Origin of the sequence: Paucilactobacillus suebicus DSM 5007 = KCTC 3549 (assembly GCF_001434475.1) — a bacterium.
Lineage (GTDB): Bacteria > Bacillota > Bacilli > Lactobacillales > Lactobacillaceae > Paucilactobacillus > Paucilactobacillus suebicus.
On record NZ_AZGF01000043.1, the window covers coordinates 1 to 17482 of the forward strand.

The window sequence follows — 17482 nt, forward strand, 5'->3', positions numbered from 1 at the left end:
TATGTTTGCTGTTTGAAGCCAAGGTGGCCGTAGTGGCACTGGTAAACTGAAAATCGCTGTCTTGCAGTAATATCTCTGACGAATTTACCAGTAAATTGTAGTTGCGACTGCCAATCGCATTAGTTTTCACGTGAATCTGAAAAGTTTCTTGGCCACCCGCTGGTTTATCAGCCTCTTGTGGCACCCCAAAACCATAGGTATACATAGTTCCCGTAAAATATGGTTGTTCACCATCGGTACTAGTTAAGTTCACGGTGACTGCTAACTGATTAGCAATCGTGAGATAATTATTAAGTTCTGCTTGTAAACTGGCTACTGGCGTGTCTTTGATTGCCTCAAGCATGGTCTTGATGTCTTCAATCGTCGCATCAACTTGAAGTTTCCGTAGATAATTGACACCATCATCATAATCATGTTCTAACGCACCGATTGTCTCAACTGCTCGGACAAGGGCTTCGCGCACGTCTATACCGTAAGCCTTGTTAGATATCCATGTAGCCAGCTGTAATACTTCCGCGGATAACTTCGACTGATCAATCGTATTGACCGTCTCAATATGCGTAAAATCTCGATATTGTGACACTTTTATTCTCCTTTCTACTATTAGACAAAGGCTTCATTGTAGCTGTAATCAGTGTCCAAACTAAGCCCATTAAAGGTGTCTGCGGATTGCCAAGCATCACACGTGGTTGGCTTCGTTGATCCCCATGCGGCAACCCAACGATAAACTGCCCCGGTATCTGCAAAGGTAAATCTGCCACTGGTAAACCATGATTCAGAGGCATAGATACATGTCTTTGAATACCCGGCATCGGCTAAGACTTTGAAGAACGCAGCTAACTCACTCGTGAGTGTTGCTTCGTCAGTGCTTAGTCCACTAGCTTCCACGTCACAAGCCACAATGGTACTTTTGTCAATGCTCCGTGATTGCAACTCTTCCAAGAAGTGTGTTGCTTCTGCCGTCGCATTTGATACTGACGTAGCGGTAAAGTAGTGGAATGATCCGATATATTTCATACCCGCACTAATCACATTGGCTTTCTGGGAGTCAAAAATTGGATTGGTGTAATCCGTTCCACTATCGCTACCTTGAGTTAGCTTAATCATGGCGCCTTTAACACCCTTGCTATAAAGACTGGTGTACCAACTAGCGGCCTGATCAGTCGTTGAGGTAGTCCCATTATTAGATGACAGATCAACAAACATGCTGCCTGATGTCCATGAACTGTCGGAGTCCGAAGAAGAAGAACTTTGTAAGGCCGCAATTTGGGCTTGCAAGTCCGCAATCGTCTCAGCGGTTGTCTTCGCTGAACTCGTTAGATTACTTGTAGTGCTGGCCAAAGTATCAATGGTGCTAGTCAAACTGTTAATTTTGTTCTTTTGTTGAGCCACTAAGTTAGCGGCATTACTGGCCAGCTTCAATTGATAATCAATGATGGTCTTGGCCGTGTTATTCAAGACAATATCAGTTTCTTGGCTCGGATCAAATGGGTAGTACTGATATTCCAACACTTGAACCTTAGTGGCATACCCAATTGGCCGAACCTCTAGTCGTCTGATTTCACCGGCAATCGGCTTCATGTTCTGTAAGGACTTGATCTCAATGGATAAACTTGGCTCGGTGACCAGTTGAGTTAACGCATAAGCCTTCATGTCAGCGGCGATAGTAAATCGATCATCCGAGATATCTTCGCCACTATGAATACCCCATTCGGCCACACTGTCGTCATCTTGAACGACAAACGGTGTGAAGTAATAGGTTTCGGTATCATCGTCTGTGTCATCAGTCGTTGATGATGTATCTTCGGTTGCTCCGTAGCACTTAACTGAGTTAACAATGCTGGTAGAGTCATACGTCAACGTGACTTCATTAGTATCGTGCAAATAATCAATCCGATTGCCATGATCCACGGCAAAAGCATCCGCTGAGTACACCCGAATATTTTTATTGTCTGGATAGATAATCGCTGTTGGCCACGTGCTGAGAATCTGACTTAGCATGTCTTGACCTGAGTTATTGCCTAAGTTGGTAATTGTATCAGAGTCAAAAGTTCCAATAACTTCATAAGTGTATCCTAGAGTATTGCAAGTAGTATCATCGAGGTAATAAGAAAGGACACTCGCTGGTGTATAAGTAAGTGTCCCTGATTTCGTATTATATTGTCTGATCCGTGAGATTTCAGCGTAGACATGGGTGGCCACAATCTGGATCGTGGTCACACCGCCAGTGTAATCCGGTTCAAATTGCTTGATAATAAACTCTTGATCATCCCAATAAAGACTTGCCTCAACACTGAGATAGTTGTAGGCGACTGAGTTGTCATCATAGACTGTTAATTGGAGTTCCCAAGTATTATTGGCTTCCCAGTGTTCATAGAAGGTGTTGTTAAGAATACAATTCAGTGGAATCTTAGTTGTCCCATTGTGGGCTGTCACCAGTAATTTATCCAAATAACTTCACCTCTAGTCTAAGAATACATAAGGGAAACTAAACGTCACATCAAAGTCGGAACTACCGCCAATAGCAAGGTCGTTCTGCCCAACGTCCAGCACTAAAGTATTGTAATCCGTGCTATCAGTGGCTAAAGTACCATTGACATAGGTATCAATACCATCAATCAAGACTACGTCAGACTTGGTTAAAGTCTTAGTTAATCGCCAACTACTGTCATTTGTGTGGTTGTAGATAGCCAATTCATCGCCCGCATAATGGATTTTAACCTTTAAATCATGATGCTGGTAATAAGGATCAATGGCCACATCGCCACCGTTTAAAATGGTGATGGAGTTGCCAGTAGCATAGTAATCATCCGCTGTTTGGATTGGGATATCATAGCCGAGTGGATAATCGTCAAATAAGTCTGTCATGGCATCGGTACGCAACAAGGAATATTTATACCCGGTTGGATTATCGAAGACAATGCTGATTGTAGTGTCTTGTGAGCGATCCATCGTCTGTTTAATATCAAAGCTAGTGGACCGCACATAAATAGCCATGTTGGGCTGTGCATCTGTCCGCAATCGGATCACTTGCCGATTGTCAAACAACTTGTAGATGCGATCCTTGAGGCCTTGAAAGTTGCGCCAGTCACTGAAATGCATGTAAAAGTTTGCTGTAATAGTACTCCGACTAAAAGTCGAATAGTTAAGCACCGAGCCGTCAACACCGTTATTATCGGTATACGCATTATTGACGACAGGTGATCCATCAAGTCCCAAGAACTTCAAGTCGGGAATTTTATCATTCAAGTTAAATTCCTCATCAGAACCAACTTGAATATATAACTGTGGTCGTAACCGCATATGTATTCCTCCTTTCTTTAATTAATTATTTAAATGGTCGTCCAAGATTGCTTGGATAGTTCCTGTGCTTCATATTTTAATTGGGTTTTTTGGTCAAATGTCCCAATCCCTTTAGTAGCAGTTATTTGATCAGTTCCTAAGCCAACCAAAGTAGCTAGATAAGACTTAACTGATTTAAGTTCAGCAACTACATCGGAGTTATCTGCTGTAACGCTAGTTGTGCTTGAGGTACCACCGCGGTAATAGTCCACGACTTGCCCTAGTAACTGCCAAGCTCGCGAAGAACTCAAAGTATTCAAAGGAATAGCCATTTCAGCACCAGCCTCGCCGAAGATACTTGCGGTAGTCGCAACACCACCGTTGGCATACATCTTGTGACCAGTTGGACCCCAACCACCTTTTACACTAATATCTTTTAACCAGTTCGAGTCATTGAACATTGCAGCAATTTGTGAAGCTCCATTATGAATATCATTGGTGAAACCTTTTGGTAACCAGTGTTCAAAGGTTGGCTTGATATATTGCAAAAGGCCAGTAGAAGGGTGACCAGCTTTAGCATTGGAGTCCCAGTTGTTAGTAACCGTTGCTGACCCCTTTGACTCTTGCGCGATTCTATGCAAGATAGCATTCATACCAGCTCCTGAAAGATCAACATGCATCCTTCCAGCAACTTCATTAATAATTGGTTCCCACTGTTTAGCTCCAGTACCTGTTGGATTAGCAATATCCGCAAACAATTTCTTAACCCACTTAATTGCGTCTTTAGCGACTGTTATCGGGAATTTCGTAAGGATATCACTGGCTAGGCTAATCTTGCTCGAAGTGTTGCCCAAGAAATGATTAAATAATGATTCCATGAACTCAGCTGGCTTCTTTAAGATATCCTCGGTGTCGTCTAAGACGTCCTTAGCACCATTCCAGAGTCCACTAAAGAAGTCACCCACACCACTGGCATAGCCTGGTAAATGCATCGCCTTGGCTAATTGTGCAGAACTATCACCGTTTAACACGCTAGTGCCTTTAGGTAAGGGTACAATCATATTTTTTACATCTGGAAACATACCAATCTGACCGTTTGGTAAGTGGTACATTTCGCGATAATTAGCGCCTTGACCGTCATTAACTTTAGCTAAGCCACCTTGATGAGTGGCTTTAGTTCCTTGAGCGTAACTAGGCAGGGGAATTTTCCAGTCGCCACTAATCTTACTTGCACCGACCTTGTCCAGAACCCAATTGATACCTTTTTCTAATCCCGACAGCATATCGTTAAATGGCTTAATGATGTCTCTAACCAAGTCCACGAAGTGTTTATGAATGGACTCCTTAGCGTCCGATACAGTGTCACCAATGGCTTTCATTTTATCCTGCCACCATTTGACCATGTCGCCCAGACGTCCACCCGTCATTTGATTAAGCTTGTTGTACATATCGGCAAAGATATTATGGACAAAAGAATTAATGGAGTTAGCAGTATTCTTCAAGTCACTACCAAGTTTGCCCCATTTACCAGTCTGAAAATCATGCCAGGTGCTCGTTAGATTGTTCAGCACATTGTAGCCCGAATTAAAGGTTGTTTTGTGATTGTTAAACATCTGAACAGCCTTTTTGCGGGTGTCATCAGCCATATTGCTGAACCAATTACCGACGCTACGAGCACCAGACTGTGAGGCACTAGTTACTGTCTTCCACCCATTTGAGAAAGTAGATTTACCTGAATTCCACAAGTTTGATAAGTGTTTACCAGCGTCATTTTTCAGACCTAAGAAAGACTTCACAGCGTTCTTAGTGCCATCAGAAGTGGACTTAGTAAAGTTATTCCAACCTTTTTTGGCGCCACTGCCAATATTTCCAGCCCATTTGCCGAGGTTCTTCACGGCATCCACGGCTTGGCCAATATACTTCTTAGCATCTTTCGCAATCCCATTGACGAAATTGCGAAACTTCTTATTGTGCTTATAGAGGGCTACTAGCGCCACACCAATCGCAACAATTGCAGAAACCACGGCAATAAATATGTTGGCTTTCATAGCAATATTTAACGCTTTTTGAGTTACTGCAGTAGTCTTGGCTGCAGTTGTATAACCCTTTAGTGCAATCACCATGCGACTAAGCCCCAAACTGAATGTTGTTACACCACCCATGATCTTCTTAACGGCAAAGGCACCAATTAACACCTTGCCGAAGGTCGCTACAGCCGTTTGATGTTTCGCTAAGAAATTGATTAAACTTGCGGCTTTGGTCGCAAGTTTAGCAATACCTGTACCAAGCTTTTCTACACCAGTCTGAGTCTGCTTGTTATTCAGAGCCTTGTTTAAACTAGTAAGTCCCGTGGCAGATGTTTTAACTAGTGGCTTCATCAAGGCTTGCCGTGTATCTGCCCAGGTTTGTTGCATATGTTTCATAGCGCCCGCAGATGATTTATCAAATTCAGTGCTATTTTCTTTATAATTATTGGATGCTTTAGCTAAGATTTGATTAAACTGATCGGAAGTCATTTTCCCTGATGATACAAGATCATTGAATGACTTTTGGGACATGCCACTTGCTTTTTGCAGAGCCGCAGACATACCTGGAGCTGATTTTTCCAACCGGCCTAAGCTTGAACTGGTAACGGTACCCGCTGATTCAATCTTGGATAACCCATTAGCGAAAGCGTCAGATTGACTTTGACTTAATTTTAATTGATCTGATAAACTACCCACGCCTTTAGCTAAGGCGTTTGCTTGTTTCACTGACCCAGTTGTGGAGTAGAAACGCGTGACCAAATTCCCAACCGCCGTAGCCGATAAATTGGTATTTTCTTTCAGTGACTTAACAGACAGCCCTAGTTGTGCCACATCCTTATTAGAAGCTCCAATGTTCTTCCACTTTTCACCCATTTCAGTAGCGACTTCGGCTGATTCATAACCAGCTTTAACCGTTTCACCAATATTAAAAGTGAGCATACCAAAAGCATTGCTTAACGTGTTACCAAGAAAACTCCCTTTAATAATGTCACCGAGATGGCGGGACTGTTTAGCAGTCGCTTCCTCGGCCGTTTTGAGTTGAAACACTTTATCCCGCATACTCAAAAAATAAGCATTGGGTTGCTTTTCCATAGACGCTCGTAGCTCACTAGTTTCTGTTCTAGCCTTAGCCATAGCAGTCGCCGTTTCATCAACACGTACTTTTTGATTAGCTATCGCTTCATTATCTTTGTTTTGTGCTGATTCAAGCCGTTTTAATTCTGCTACTTGCAAATCGTATTTTTCGTTAAGCCTGCCAAGACCCTCGGTTAGACCGTTTAGCTTGGTGCGGTTGGCTTCATCTTCATTTCCTTCGGCTTTTAAACGTTCAACATGCGCCTGCATAACTTTGTTATTATTTTCGTATGCCTGTTGCACTTCAACCAAGCCAGATTTTTGATAATCTAAGGATTCCTTAGCCCGATCTTGTTGTGCTTCCAAGGAGACAATTTGGGCTTCTGTTTGATTGATTTGCCGTTGATACTTCTCATAATCCTCGGCGAGTTTAACGGTTGCTGGTGATAGCTTGTCTTGTTGCTCGGTTAACTCTGAAATCTGTGTTCCAAGTTCCTTAAACTTAGTCTTGCCATCATCAGTAGAGTCATCTACCTCAAATTGAGCACTTTTTAGTTCATCAATCTTGTCTTTTAATTCAACAAACTTCTGTGCATCTTTGGACGTTTCCAGTCCTAAGTCGGATTGCTTATCCTTTAAAGCGTCCAGTTTATCTTGTTGAGCCTCAATCGAACCGCCAAGTCCTTCTACTTTAGCCTCATATGCACCTACGTAGTCACCAGCTGACTTTAATGCCGCCGTTTGTGCTTTCCATGCCGATTGATTAGCTGAAACTACCTGAGTTAACGCCTTTAGATCAGTAGAAGCCTTCATGACATCTAAAGCCATTTCAGTCGCCATTACATTGGTTACTTTTGCCATTTAGTGATTGCCTCCTTTCTAGTTTGATAAAAAGTCCAATGGGTCTTGAGGCCGATCCTCTGGTTTACGAGCTGCTAGAACCTCACCCATGCGGAAGAAGTCCTCACTTTCATATTGATTGGTACCCCAATGAAGCTGAATTATTGCTTGCTGCTCGGCATAATCTGAATCCTCTATTTTACCTTGTAAAATATGGACTCGTTCATGCCAATTTACTTTTTTGGGTCTTCTTTAGCTCCCTCTTCGATTTGCTTGTCAGTTAGTCCCATGATTCTTTGACAAATGTATGAAGCAATCTCAATGGTTTCTGCGGATTCTTGATCATCAATCATGTCTGCATACTTACCTTTGAGATTAAGTACTTCCTTGACAAAATTAACTAGGGCGTCCGTTAATTCTAGTGCCTCTTTAATTTGATCTTCTACCGGCTTGCTGTTAATATCATTGACTTTAGCCATCTTTAGCTGGGTGGTGTAAACCTTGCGCATGTTCTTGTTAGATTGTTTCACTTGATACTTGTGATGCAGCTGTTTAATGTAGATTTCCATAATGTAATTCCTCCAATTTTAATTTTATGTATACAAAAAGCCGTCATAATGACGACTTGAAATTGTTCTATGCGGCGGTAACTGTTACCACACATGCAGCAGTGTATGATCCATCTGCTGTTGTTGCCGTAATTGTTGCAGTTCCCGCTTTAACCCCTGTTACTGTACCGTCTGATGCTACGGTTGCTACTGTTGCATCACTTGAAGCAAATGTAACGGTTGTAGTAGTAGCATTGGTTGGTGTCACTGTAGCAACTAACTTGTCAGTCGCATTGACGGCTAAACTGTCTGTTGTCTTATTCAGTGCTACACCTGTGACGGCTACAGGGGAAGTTATTTTGACGATACATAGTCTGGGAATAAGTCCTTGAACATCGCGTCTTCGCTGAATCCATCGTCACTAGACAAATATGTTCGATATAACTTACCACCAATATTGTCATCAGTGATAGCTGCGAAGCTTAAAGAATCTGTCGTAACGTTCTTCTTCGATGTATCATCAGACTTGAAGTCTGGATCACCAAGAGTAAACGAGCCACTTGGGAAAGCATAATAAACAAAGACTCCTGGCATCCGTAAACTAGGCACTTTAACAATTACCGCTCCCAGTGGCACCGTTCCGTCATCAGCGTAGCCTAATCCGGAAGCCGAAACCCCGGTCAATTTGTTTCCAATGTCGATTGGTAAATCATTCACTGTTAGAGCTACTGTTGGGGCCGTGGGATCACTGTAGACGTACTGAATTGTATTATTTCCAGTAATCTGGGCTTGCTTGCCTTGAAGTCCTGTGATCTTAGCTTCTGCAACACCCAAAACTGTATGATTTAATTCGTAAATACCATTAGCAGATAGACCTTTCGTAGCATCCGCAATCAGTTCATTTGTATCACTATCTTTAAGTGCCAAAAAAGCACCTGCAATACCATCAAATAGCATTTAGTTTCCTCTTTTCTTAATTTTCTATTTCTAAATATCCAAAATAAAAGACCGCAGACATTTGATATGTCTTGGGGTCCACAGTGTGCGGGTGAATATCTTCAACCGACCAATTATTATTTTTAAACAATTTAATCAAACCAGCCTCAAAGTCACTCGGATCGTCATTATCCAATTTGTAAAATACTTGAACTTCTACTTCTTGAAAGAAACCGTTAATCTCAGCATTGCCATACAATTCTGGCTTGGTACTTACATCGGTTACTAGAATAATGGTGTCATCCGTGTTTTCGACTTCTGTGGTTGGTAAATTATTGGTGTAGGCAGTCATGCCGTAATTAGCACTATCAATTACCTTTTTTGCGCGTAGCGTCGCTAACACTAGATTTCATCTTCTTCCTCTTTACCTAACAGCTCTTGATACTTATCAAATTGAGCTTGAAGCACCTTTTTCTGAATTTTCTCATCATTGATTAAATTCGTGACGAAGTGATCCCCTGGTCTCGACTTAGTACCATCATTCAATCGCATCGCGTTCATGCCATGATAACGATTTTTGAACCCGACTGTCGACTTACCATTCTTAGTGCCATCAATGTCACTATTCATGTAAGATATCCCATCAGCCATATGCCCATAGACCTTATCGTCATGGCTAGAGTAGTGCTTATCACGAGTGGCTGCTTCCAGTTCTTTCTCGAACACTTCGGCTCCTGCTTTCGTAATCTCTGCTTGCCACAGAACGTTGATATCTAGCGAGCTGTTGCGAATCATCTTTAACCAATCGCCTAGCTGATCAGCCATATCTTTAGTCTCAGCCATATTAAGCGCCTACCTTTTTATTATCGACCAGTGTTAGATAATCATAGGCATTAATATCAAATTGATCATTAGCACTAAGACTTGATATCTCATATTCCGTATCGTCAATATTGACCAACATGTTTTGACTCACTTTAGGATTATGCCTAATGGCGATCACAATTGTGTCTGCATTAGAAACCTGTTGTGCTAGATACTGCTGGGTTAACGACCGCGTTACAGGAGCGTAATGCAGCGTAAAAGCAAACTGAAATTTTGGAATATTAACACCGGCACCAGTAGTGACTTTATCTTGTTTTCCAAAATCAGCCACGTGATTAAACTGACTGGGTAGGATTCGTTTGGTCATCCGGATACGCCTCCTCATATGCTTGTGCGTAGAGACCGCGGAGTTGACCGATAATACTATTTAAAGTGAGGTCAATATCATACGTTTGCGTATCCGACATCGCGATCCGATACTGATAATACGTGCCTGCTAGTGACATCACGGCAACTTTAAATAGTGCCGGCACACTTGTACTATCATCTGTGTAGAAATTAGTGATATCCGTGCCTACGGCGTTTTTAACATACTGTTCAGCCGCATCAATATAGGCGCTCATGAGCGTATCAGAATCATCAATATCTAAGTTCATCATGTTGCCGACGTCTGACACTGATACAACGCTATCTGCCATGTCATCACTCCTTTACAACCGCCCCGTTAGGTACTGTGTATTTTTTAGGCGACGTTGATTAGCTAATTGTTAGCCGTTGGTTGTAGCACTAGCCGCAAAGTTAGCTGGCTGATCTGCAATAGCGTTGAATGAGCCAGCAACAAATGCGTCACTATCAGTGGCTTCAACATCAAAGCGATCAATGACACGAATCTTGTATTGATCTTTTTCAAACGCACCAGCACCAATGTTAGTTGCCAGCAGTGACATGTTTTCACGATCATACAAAGTAACGGCTTGTGATAAATCACCGTAATACAATGGATATACAGGAGCTGCTGCTGTCCCAGCATTTGGCAACCACTTGTCAGCTACCATAATTACTTTCTTGCCACGAACTAGCATTTGATCTGGCTGTGTAGGGTCAGGTTGCAGTAAATAACGCCCCATTGCGTCCTTTACCTTGCATAGTTCATTGCAACCGGATGTGTTGGTAAGCAAGAACGATGTTTGCTTGATGGCTGGATCGACAGAAGTGTTGATCATGTCAATAATATCGTCAAACTTTGCCAAGGTTGGCTTAGTTGGAGCTGCATTCATCGCTGCAATAATTTTGGCGTTGCGAGTAACAACCGTCTTTTTGGCAATCCAGCTTGATAACCATGCCAAGATGTTGTCCGCAGTATCTTTGATCAATGAGTTTGTTACCGTTGTAATTCCTGAGTAGCGATGAATAGCGTACTTGATCAGCGTTAATTCAGGATCGTCGTTATCACCAATCGTGGCCGTTTCATCGTCTAAATCAGCCAATGGTGTTACATCCGTCCACTTTTCATAAACCCGTGATCCAGTTTGTGTAGTAACTGCCTCATGGTTAACGTATTGTTGCAGTGAGTCATATTGACGAACCAGGGTGTGAATTGCTGTTTGAATATCTTGTGGAATTGTTAACCCAACAGCATTGCCTGATTCGTCAGTCGATGATGTTACTAGGTTCATAACCTTTGGATCGCCCTTGATCATACCCTTGAAATTCTTAACAAACTCGTCTTTGAGATTTTTTCCCTTGTTATCTAGTGGCTTAATGTCTTCTTTTGACATGTTGGCGATTTCGGCTGCACGAGCGGTCTCTAGTGCTTCGTTAGCAAAGTCTCGTACTTTAGAGGCCTTATCAAATTCATCTTTAATGGTTTGCAAGTCTTCCGCAGTATATGCGTCAGGGTCTTCGCCAAGCTTAATGGCCATATTTTGACGCTTGTCCTCAATATTTTGTACATTAGCGCCTGCGTCTTCAAAAGCTTTCTTTAATTCATTAATTTTTGGCATCTTAGTGCCCTCCTCATTTATCTTTGCCAAACAAAATAGCCAATTTGCTCTTCATTTCAGAATCCGCAGATTGACCATTGTTTTCGGTTTTATTTTCTTTTGCATTTGATGGATCTGGCTTTGCCGCTTTTCTCATCAACGTTTTAACCTTAGAAATCACATCTTTACTGAATAATGAGCCATTTGCGATGTTGGTCACCGTTGCTGGTTGTTTAGCAAACATAACTTCGTCCGCAAAACCTTGTTTAACAGCATCTTGTGCATTGATCCAAGTTTCATCAGACATCATTTTGTAAATATCTTGCACGTCCATACCTGTCTTTTCAGCATATAAACTGGCAATTCCTTGGTCAGTTGAGTCAAGCCCTTGCAAATCACTGGCCAAATCGTCTGAATTACCTTGTGACACGGTTGAAGCTCGATGAATCATCATTTGTGCTGTTGGCGAAATCTTCACGGTATCACCTGCCATCGCAATAATCGAAGCTGCAGATGCCGCTAAGCCCACAATATCTACTTCCACGTCACCGGCATAATTCTTTAATGCCGTGTAAATTTCAGAACCAGCGAAAGCATCGCCGCCTGGAGAATTAATCTCTGCAACTACTGGCATTCCTTGTGCTGCATCTAGTGCATCTTGAACACTCGTCGGAGTAGCAACAGAATAGCCGAAGAATTCGTACACTTCGGCATCGTCGTCACTCGAAATAACGCCTTTAATTGGTACTGTTGTCATCGTTATCACCACCTTTATCATTTGATTGAATAACTACTTGTTGAGTCGGTTGTATTTTAGCTTCCGGCATATCTGCTGGGAAATATCCTGTTTGCTGTAGCAACCAGCTAACTTGATTAGTTGCGATAGCTCCATTTTTAACAAGTGCCCCAAGATTGGCCGCAAGATCATCACCTAACGGATCAATAGCTGGCCTAATATTGGCTGTCACGGTTGCTGATAGTTTGTTGTCTAGCTCACTAACAATCATCTGGGCATATCGATTAAGCGCATTGGCATAATTACCCTTGATTTGATCAAGACTGGATTGTTGATCACCTGTACCGTTCAAATAGCTATCTGGTACTTGGTATACCTTGGCAACCTGTGTTGACGTCCAATTAACTGACGATAAGAGACTAGCTACGTTTGAATTAATTTCAAGTGGTGTCCAATCTTCCAATCCATCAATGACAATTGGACCATTATTTGACTCTGCCATTTGTCGCATAAACTCTCGTGAATGCGATGCCTTTATCTTCCAGTTAATCAAACCTTTATCATTGTTGATCTTTAAAACACCAGGTGATGTTACCGATTGTGATAAAGCGTTTTGGGTTAATTTGTTTGATAAATCTTTAATGTTAATCTCACTAGACAATGCTGACAGTGGGCTGATACCAGTTTTACCACCATCTTTGCTGTATAAGCGCAAATGGATCATGTCTGACTGTGGGATTGCCTGAATCACACCAACTTGTGGTTCATCGAACGTGACTGTATATATCAATCCAGACCCATCTTCCAGTAAGAATGTGCTCACTTGTGACGGACGCAAATATTCCCATCTCAAGTCAACGCCGTTAACATTACGCCAGCGATAAGCAAACGCTTCGCCGTTTAGCAATGCCTGCATAAACATTGATTGCCAAAAGCCGCGTGGATTAGATGTTGAACTTGGCGCGTCTAAAATACTTTGTGCACGTGGCATGTTTGCCTTATAACTAACGCTGGCTAAATCGCCTGATAATTGGGTCACTACCGAATAGATATCCGAATTCTGCAAGGCAACATCAGCACTCACATATTGAACGCCGGTTCCATTGCCAAAAATGCTCATAATATTATCATCGCTTAACGAGTAGGCTTGTTTGCTGCTAGATAACGCTTGAAACTTGCCTCTTAAAATAGCCATTATTGACCACCACCTTTAGTAGCTGGCAAATCAATTAATAAGCCAAACATGAGCCACAAAATCGACAGGAAAATCATTCCTGGAATTAGGCCAAACAAAAACGCACTAATTGTGCCGAAGATACCTGCTAGTGCGTAACAGATTGCATCATTATAGTGTTTAATTGCCATTAATAATTTTCTAATTTTAAACATCTCCATCTGTCATGCCCGATTCTGAACTAGTCAGCCATGCTTCAATTTGTTCCGTTGTCATTCTGGACACTTCTTGTGACTTGTCATTAACGATCCCGTAGTCCTCAAAGTGGTACATGCCTTGATATAGTGCATCAATAATGGCATCAACCACATCAATTTTCATCGTAGCTTGTGCTTTATCCACTTGAATACCGATTTTATCTTCAACAATTCTAGCGTTCAGAAGTGCTTTGGCCATGATTTTGTCATCTAACCGGGTAACCGAGCTTTCTACAAATATTTTTTGCAGAAATTTAGTTGGGTCTTTTAATTCACTAGTTCGCTGCCTAATGGCCTCCAAAGGATAACTAGTATTAATTTCCATTTGTTTAATCGCTGGTGTTGCTCCCCAGGCATCATAGCCAAAGAAGATAACTTCCAAATGATGCCGCTCTATATATTCCAGCATCCACGTGTAAACCTGCTCGTTGTTAATCAATCCTTGTGGATGGCTAGTGATCGTGCAATAGCCCTGTTTAGCTAGTTCACGATAATTAATACCATCTTGCTTTTCCTTAATATCAATTGAGCCTGCTTTTTGCCAAGGAATGAAAGAATGCTGTTCAACGTGCCATTTCTTTTTACCGTTTTCAATATACGGGTAGATAAATGCAAGAGCAGTATTATCGCTGAACATGGAATAATCAAAACCAATATATACTTGGCGATTATCTCTATCAAAATCGCTAATAACGGCACGTTCAATATCATCTAATGTCAGGAAACTATCAACCGACTGCTGGGTCCATACGTTCATTGATTTATTTTGAAAATCGATCACATTACCAGCCAGCAAATCATTGTCACGTTCGTTCTTAATATCCAGAATCAATTTGTCATGTTTTTCAGCCATTCCTAATAGTGGGTTGCTCTTTTCCCAGGTTGCTGGCTTATAGATTTCATCTTCCGAATCTTGCGACCAGTTAAGAACTAGATAGTTCTCACCTTCACGTTTATAATCGGCTTCCATTTTAGCAACAATTCTTTGTTCATCTTGACGAAAAGGTACAGTTGCATCGGGATAGGCCGTCGCAATCTGAATAAATTGCTTGTTGGTAACATCAACCTGCCCAGACGTGATCTTAGATGTCTTTTGATTATCCGCCACCTTCGGGTCCGCAAATTCATCACCGATGGCTGTTTTAAAGTGAAACGAATCATATTGTCCGGACTCATATGTCACTGCCAAAATTTTGCTAAATGTTTTAGGGGAAACGATAATATCAGATTGTGACGCCAACGACTTTTGATTAATATCTAAGTCATCGATTAAATCTTTAAATGGTTCTTTTTGTGCTAGATCAATCAGCATCTGTTTTACATAACTCATCAATTGACTGGTTTGCTTAAAATTAATTGAACTCACTAAGAATTGTTGACTAGATTCACCCAATGATTCAATTAAATAGCTATATAAAGTAATAATTGACATCAGATAAGTTTTCCCATTGTGCCGCGCCACTGAAATAATTGCTCGCGTAAATCGCTTATCATCGTTTTCATTGCGCCAGCCAACCAACATCGCCAACACGAATTTTTGCCACCCCATTAATTTAACTGGCCGCTTAGTTTTGATCTCTGGACAAATTGAAGCAAATCTCAAAATCTTGGTAACTTCGGTTGACGAATAATGATATGGGAATTCGCTAGTATTCTGACGCGATAAATCTTGTAAGTGGCGGAAGCAAGCTAACTTAATATCATATCCTGCCATCACTTTACCGTCTAAAACGTCAAAACAATATACGGTGCCTGCATCTGTATATTGGCTTCTCACGTTATCATAATCAATACTTCGATATGCTCCAATAACATCATGTGTTTGCGTTAAATCTATTTTCATCATTTATCACCACCAAAGAAATCTTTCATCTTATCTGTGGCCGATTTCTTGCTTTCGGAGCTTTGGACTGTTTTAAACAATTCTTCACGCGACTTTGGCGATAATCCGAGCTGGATCCCTAATGTACTCATGTTTTTGGTGGCTTCTTTTAGCCGACCAACTGCTGGATTTTGCTTCCAACCGGTAAAATCCTTACCAATTATTTTTCCTTCGCTATTTTGCAAAGAACGGTATACTTTTTGCTGTGCGCCCTCGTCTATCAACGTTTTATACGCATCACGGTATTCTTGATATTGGGTGCAATAGGATTCAACTAGCATTGAATCGATCCGCTTAACTCGTTTCGTTTCCTCTAAAAAAGGCACAACTTTACGCCAGCACTCCTTGGCAAGCGATTCTAAATGTTTCGGTGGATCATATGACAAATGACCGTCATTTTGTTGATAAAACGGCTTTTTGGGCATACTTTTGCCTCCTTTCTATAAAAATTATGTATGTTTTTTGCAGTGAATACCCCCCCTACCTAACCATTTTCAAATTTGTTGCGCCGCGCGCGCGCATTGATGTGCGTGTGCTCTTCTCGTCTTTCATAAGGGGGGCGGGGTTAATTTTTATTTGTCATTAATATAATTGACCATTATTTTTTAAACGTTCTTAAAACGGCTTATATTAGCTCTCACGGCATTGGCTATTCATTAACATACTTATTTGGGTAATATCATTGACGGGTTTTGCGTTAGTACGCACATTGCCATCACCTGTGCCATAGTATTGACGCTCCCATTCAGTCTTTTTGTGATGACACTTGCGGCAGATCACAGCAAGGTTATCAATGTCTGCCTTGCTTGATGGCTGTGCTTCCACTGGCACGATATGATCAACCGTCTTACTGTTTGGTGTGAGCTTGCCGATGACTTGACAGTAACGACATAAGTAATGATCTCGATCCAATACTTGTTGGCGCAGATATGCCCACTGTCTAGTACGATAGAAGTTATATTGTTCCTGCTTAGCCTCACTACGATTACGCGTGACAGTATTATAAATGTGTGTCTTATGCTTATCACGTTGATTGCCGCGTGCCCACTTCTCACGACTTGCTAAGTATTCTGCTTCATGCTCGTAGTGTTCACTGCAATAATGGTCTGGTAGTTCTACCATCTGATGGCATCCTGGCTGACGACACCTGCGTACTCTAGGCATGATCATCCTCAATGATTGCCAGTCGTGTGTTAATTATCATTAACCATTTCATTTGGCCGTCTCCTTGTTCCACGTTTTTATTTCACGTTTTCTACGCAAACTAAAAGTGTCATGCTGTTTAGCACGACGCTCTCGTTCATATCTTCTGTCAATTCCAGCAATCACGTCACGCTCATACTGGCAACTGACCAATCCATAATCTGTGCGCTTAGCTCTTGATACCATATTGATCAGTCCTTTCTATGTAACCGTCAGCGCGCTTGACGGATGTTGATGCAACTATAGAAAGCTAACAGTGCTGTACGCTTAATGTTTATTGTTATTCCGCTGCACGTTAGCTTTGTATGTACAAAAAAAGCCGACCTAGTAGCCGACTTGGAAAATATTTTCCGCTCACTTATTTAACGACGCTGATTATGACGTCTCATATATATGTACGCAAGCTCTAAACCTCTAAGTTGCTTGCACCGTAGCCAACAAAAATAACGGGTCGATAGCCCGATTGACTTCACACTGTCAATTGCGACTTGCTTTTTGATAAACCATTTTGCTCTATCGAAGCGCAGGTTATTAAGGGACAAATGGGAGCTGATTTTATGAAGAGTATTAGTCGGATTACTTCAGCCCCATCACAGGTTTCTGGTATTTCGCTGATAACGGAGCTACCCGATCACCTATCTCAATCTTTCCATGTTACTAATTTACACCCTTTTTTAAGGCAAATAGTCCGATCATACTCCGATGTTTGTCCGACA

19 protein-coding genes are annotated in these 17482 nt (G+C 41.7%); all 19 read right to left on the reverse strand.

Features of this window, described 5'->3' with window-relative positions; genetic code table 11:
* Window positions 1-583 (reverse strand): hypothetical protein (locus FD16_RS11415; protein WP_082603540.1); only part of this gene is annotated, 583 nt, incomplete at its 3' end.
* Window positions 584-603: 20 nt separating this feature from the next.
* Window positions 604-2451 (reverse strand): phage tail protein, encoded by a 1848-nt coding sequence (locus tag FD16_RS11420; RefSeq protein WP_010623283.1) that lies wholly within the window; start codon window positions 2449-2451, stop codon window positions 604-606.
* 12 nt (window positions 2452-2463) lie between these two features.
* The gene (locus FD16_RS11425; RefSeq protein ID WP_010623282.1) at window positions 2464-3303 is read right to left on the reverse strand and encodes a phage tail domain-containing protein; all 840 of its coding nucleotides are present in this window, start codon (window positions 3301-3303) and stop codon (window positions 2464-2466) included.
* Window positions 3304-3332: 29 nt separating this feature from the next.
* Window positions 3333-7244 carry a tape measure protein gene (locus FD16_RS11430; protein ID WP_010623281.1) on the reverse strand — a complete coding sequence of 1304 codons (3912 nt, stop codon included), beginning with the start codon at window positions 7242-7244 and terminating at the stop codon, window positions 3333-3335.
* Window positions 7245-7456: 212 nt separating this feature from the next.
* Entirely contained in the window at window positions 7457-7792 is a 336-nt protein-coding gene (locus FD16_RS11435) for a phage tail tube assembly chaperone (RefSeq protein WP_010623280.1), read from the reverse strand.
* A gap of 67 nt (window positions 7793-7859) precedes the next feature.
* Window positions 7860-8183 (reverse strand): Ig-like domain-containing protein, encoded by a 324-nt coding sequence (locus tag FD16_RS12635; RefSeq protein ID WP_081479657.1) that lies wholly within the window; start codon window positions 8181-8183, stop codon window positions 7860-7862.
* Window positions 8126-8728: a phage tail protein gene (locus tag FD16_RS11445; RefSeq protein ID WP_010623278.1), complete on the reverse strand. Its 603-nt coding sequence runs from the start codon at window positions 8726-8728 to the stop codon at window positions 8126-8128. The genes FD16_RS12635 and FD16_RS11445 overlap by 58 nt, the downstream gene beginning before the upstream one ends.
* A gap of 16 nt (window positions 8729-8744) precedes the next feature.
* Window positions 8745-9110, reverse strand: coding sequence for a DUF806 family protein (locus FD16_RS11450; protein ID WP_010623277.1), 366 nt, complete (start codon window positions 9108-9110; stop codon window positions 8745-8747).
* Window positions 9110-9550, reverse strand: coding sequence for a hypothetical protein (locus FD16_RS11455; RefSeq protein WP_010623276.1), 441 nt, complete (start codon window positions 9548-9550; stop codon window positions 9110-9112). Before FD16_RS11455 ends, FD16_RS11450 begins: the two co-directional genes overlap by 1 nt.
* 1 nt (window position 9551) lies before the next feature.
* Window positions 9552-9899, reverse strand: a complete 348-nt coding sequence (locus FD16_RS11460) for a phage head closure protein (protein WP_010623275.1) — start codon at window positions 9897-9899, stop codon at window positions 9552-9554.
* Complete coding sequence (locus tag FD16_RS11465) at window positions 9868-10230, reverse strand: head-tail connector protein (protein ID WP_010623274.1); 363 nt, start codon at window positions 10228-10230, stop codon at window positions 9868-9870. Before FD16_RS11465 ends, FD16_RS11460 begins: the two co-directional genes overlap by 32 nt.
* Before the next feature lie 69 nt (window positions 10231-10299).
* Window positions 10300-11535, reverse strand: a complete 1236-nt coding sequence (locus FD16_RS11470) for a phage major capsid protein (protein WP_010623273.1) — start codon at window positions 11533-11535, stop codon at window positions 10300-10302.
* A gap of 13 nt (window positions 11536-11548) precedes the next feature.
* The gene (locus FD16_RS11475) at window positions 11549-12271 is read right to left on the reverse strand and encodes a head maturation protease, ClpP-related (protein WP_010623272.1); all 723 of its coding nucleotides are present in this window, start codon (window positions 12269-12271) and stop codon (window positions 11549-11551) included.
* Window positions 12252-13445: a phage portal protein gene (locus FD16_RS11480; RefSeq protein ID WP_010623271.1), complete on the reverse strand. Its 1194-nt coding sequence runs from the start codon at window positions 13443-13445 to the stop codon at window positions 12252-12254. Before FD16_RS11480 ends, FD16_RS11475 begins: the two co-directional genes overlap by 20 nt.
* A complete protein-coding gene (locus tag FD16_RS11485; protein WP_162097679.1) occupies window positions 13445-13615 on the reverse strand; it encodes a DUF1056 family protein in 171 nt (56 codons plus the stop codon). Before FD16_RS11485 ends, FD16_RS11480 begins: the two co-directional genes overlap by 1 nt.
* Window positions 13616-13631: 16 nt before the next feature.
* The gene (locus FD16_RS11490) at window positions 13632-15524 is read right to left on the reverse strand and encodes a terminase large subunit (RefSeq protein WP_010623269.1); all 1893 of its coding nucleotides are present in this window, start codon (window positions 15522-15524) and stop codon (window positions 13632-13634) included.
* A complete protein-coding gene (locus FD16_RS11495; RefSeq protein WP_010623268.1) occupies window positions 15524-15988 on the reverse strand; it encodes a phage terminase small subunit P27 family in 465 nt (154 codons plus the stop codon). Before FD16_RS11495 ends, FD16_RS11490 begins: the two co-directional genes overlap by 1 nt.
* 205 nt (window positions 15989-16193) lie before the next feature.
* Window positions 16194-16727 carry an HNH endonuclease gene (locus FD16_RS11500; RefSeq protein ID WP_033386334.1) on the reverse strand — a complete coding sequence of 178 codons (534 nt, stop codon included), beginning with the start codon at window positions 16725-16727 and terminating at the stop codon, window positions 16194-16196.
* Between the two features lie 48 nt (window positions 16728-16775).
* Entirely contained in the window at window positions 16776-16952 is a 177-nt protein-coding gene (locus FD16_RS12845; RefSeq protein WP_155804444.1) for a hypothetical protein, read from the reverse strand.
* Window positions 16953-17482 lie beyond the last annotated feature (530 nt).